Origin of the sequence: Rhodopirellula sp. UBA1907, from assembly GCF_002337565.1 — a bacterium.
GTDB lineage: Bacteria > Planctomycetota > Planctomycetia > Pirellulales > Pirellulaceae > Rhodopirellula > Rhodopirellula europaea.
This window is the reverse complement of sequence record NZ_DDGH01000110.1, coordinates 27,573-29,997: the sequence shown is the minus strand read 5'-3', so window position 1 is coordinate 29,997 and position 2,425 is coordinate 27,573. Positions and strand designations below refer to the sequence as shown.

Annotated in this window: 3 protein-coding genes; 1 reads left to right on the top strand and 2 read right to left on the bottom strand. The window is 55.5% G+C overall.

Translation table 11 applies throughout. The features are described from left to right. Positions 1–147 precede the first annotated feature (147 nt). Positions 148–615: a hypothetical protein gene (locus B2R17_RS27930; RefSeq protein ID WP_286766593.1), complete on the bottom strand. Its 468-nt coding sequence runs from the start codon at positions 613–615 to the stop codon at positions 148–150. A gap of 83 nt (positions 616–698) precedes the next feature. Continuing rightward, positions 699–1,484: a hypothetical protein gene (locus B2R17_RS27925; RefSeq protein WP_286766592.1), complete on the bottom strand. Its 786-nt coding sequence runs from the start codon at positions 1,482–1,484 to the stop codon at positions 699–701. A gap of 163 nt (positions 1,485–1,647) precedes the next feature. Between B2R17_RS27925 and B2R17_RS27920 the strand changes: the two genes are divergently transcribed. After that, positions 1,648–2,425: DegT/DnrJ/EryC1/StrS family aminotransferase (locus tag B2R17_RS27920; RefSeq protein ID WP_286766591.1), on the top strand; the 778-nt coding region annotated here is incomplete at its 3' end.

Below are 2,425 nucleotides of genomic sequence, written 5' to 3'. Positions count from 1 at the left end.
CGACGGACTTGGAAGTCCATCGTACGGGGGTGGGTTCATGATGGAGACCATCGTGCTACAGGTTGTTGGATGTTGTGGGAAAGCACGAAAAAACCCAGTTGGGAGTTCCAACTGGGTTTCGTTTTTTTTAATTGACGCGACGTTGTATCAACCGTCGGTCTTTTCGGCTTTCTTTTTAAAACCTTTGCTGAATGCTTTGTCGCTGAAGACCAATTCAGCTTGCTTCTTTTCTTCGGTGCCTTCGACCTTGCCCTTGCAGTTGTTGCAGCAGAAAGCGACTTTCGCTCCATCGACTGTGATCAACGTTTCGGGGTTCAGTTTGCCGCCACTGAGTGGGCACGCTTTCTGTTCGTACTGTTTGGTTTGAACCAGTTGGCGGTTGGCCTGAGTCGCGAACTTTTCAGGTGTCTTGGCGAATTTGCCTTCGCAGCCATTGCAGCAGAAGAACACCTTGCCTTCTTTGTATTCGGCTGACTTGCTCGCCTGAGCATCGCGTGGAGCGACGACGCACTTCACGTCTTTCAAGTCCACGGTTTTTTCCACGGCGTCCGCGGCAACCACGGTGGTGGCGGCGACCAACAGGACAGCCAGAGCTGAGATCCAACGTTTAGCCATCGTTTAACTCTTTCCAATCGAGGGAAGTGACCGCCGCGAAAAGGTGCGTGGCGGTGAATTGACGCAGTTTGCAAACCATCAGGCTAAGTCGCCGCGGGGCCCGATGTCAAATCCGGATCGTCAGGATTCGCTTCCGATTTCGCATTCAACCGGGCTCGGGCCGCTTCCCAGGGACTCGCAGGTTTCGCGGGTGGAGCCTCCTCGGGTTCGGGCTCTGGAGCGGGTTCAGGCTCTGGATCCGCGGCAACGGGAGCAGGATCCGCAACCGGCTCCGGGTCGGAAACAACCGCTTCGATTTCGAGCTTTTGCGGTTGTGGCTCGGGTTCGGTCGCAATTGTCTCTGGCACCGATTCCATCGCCGGTGTTTTGGTATTAGCAGGTTCTGGAACGCTTTCGGGTTGCTCCACTTCGACGGCCGGAGGGGCGACCTCAGGGGAAGGTTCGGCAACCGGTTGGGCCGCGGGAATCGCTTCTGATTCGGGTGTTTTCGTTGCAGTTTCGTTGGATTCCGCAGTTGGCCAAACCGTTTCGGAGGCTTCGTCCTCGGGCCCTTCCACGGCCAAACGTTCGAGTTTGGCCTGTTTCTTCGCCAACCGACGAGCCACGTGCTGAGCCGCCAATTCCTCCATCGAGTAGATCGTTTCGGGTTGTTCTTTCCCGGTTTGTTTCAGGTACAGCTCCGCGATGAATTCTTTCAGCGGCTTTTTCCAAGGTTGGTCTTTGATATTCGCGTAGCTTGGGAATCTGCGAGGTTCCAAACCCAATTCCCGAGCCATTTGGACTTCGGCGTGGGTCAGGCTGTACTGTTTTCGGATCGCGATCCAAGGCAGGAATTTGTGTGGGATTCTGGCTTTTTTGTTCTTCGCCATGTGGTTTTCGTGAAATTGTGGGGAGGATCTTGGAGTGCGTCTTCGCTGGTTCGGTCTTGACGTTTTACTGTGACGCCTCGTATTGAAGCAGAAGTGTTTGTACGCGTCAGTGCGTCAACACGGTCGAAAATGGACTTTCGACTATCCCGCATATATTTCACGGATGAGTCTCGCCATGACTGATAGCACCCCCGGCGTCCCTCTGTTGGATGTCAATCGCGACAACGCCCCGCACCGCGACGAGTTCCTCGATGCACTCACCGAAGTGCTCGACAGTGGACGTTTCCTGTTTGGTCCCGATGTGACCGAACTGGAAAACGAAGTCGCTGCCTACACGCAAACGCCCAACGCGATCGGTTGCGCCTCCGGAAGTGACGCGTTGCTTTTGGCTTTGATGGCATTGGATGTCAAAGCGGGCGACGAAGTCATCGTGCCGAGCTTCACCTTTTTTGCGTCGGTCAGCTGCATCACCCGCTTGGGTGCTGTTCCCGTCTTCGCCGACATTTGCCCCGACACGTACAACATCGATCCTGAATCGATCGCGTCGTTGATCACCGAAAAGACAGCCGCGATTATTCCGGTTCACTTGTTCGGTCAGTGTGCCCAGATCGATCGAATTTGTGAAATTGCATCCAAGCATGACATCCCCGTCGTCGAAGATGCTGCCCAAGCCATCGGTGCGGCCTACAAAGATCGCCCGGCTGGCAACTGGGGAACGGCTGGTTGCTTCAGCTTTTATCCAACCAAGAACCTGGGTGGGATGGGCGACGGCGGAATCTTGACCGCGACCGACGCCGGTTTTGCTGACCGTTTGCGATTGTTCGCCGGACACGGAATGCGTCCGCGTTACTACCACCAAGTCGTTGGCATCAACAGCCGACTGGACACGTTTCAGGCCGCCGTGCTCCGCGTCAAACTGCGTCACCTTGATGCAGCCGTGG

What these genes read in the sequence shown, in the direction of transcription:
- B2R17_RS27925 (WP_286766592.1), bottom strand. Translation starts at nt 1,484, where the DNA reads ATGGCGAAGAACAAAAAAGCCAGAATCCCACACAAATTCCTGCCTTGG.
- B2R17_RS27930 (WP_286766593.1), bottom strand. Translation starts at nt 615, where the DNA reads ATGGCTAAACGTTGGATCTCAGCTCTGGCTGTCCTGTTGGTCGCCGCC.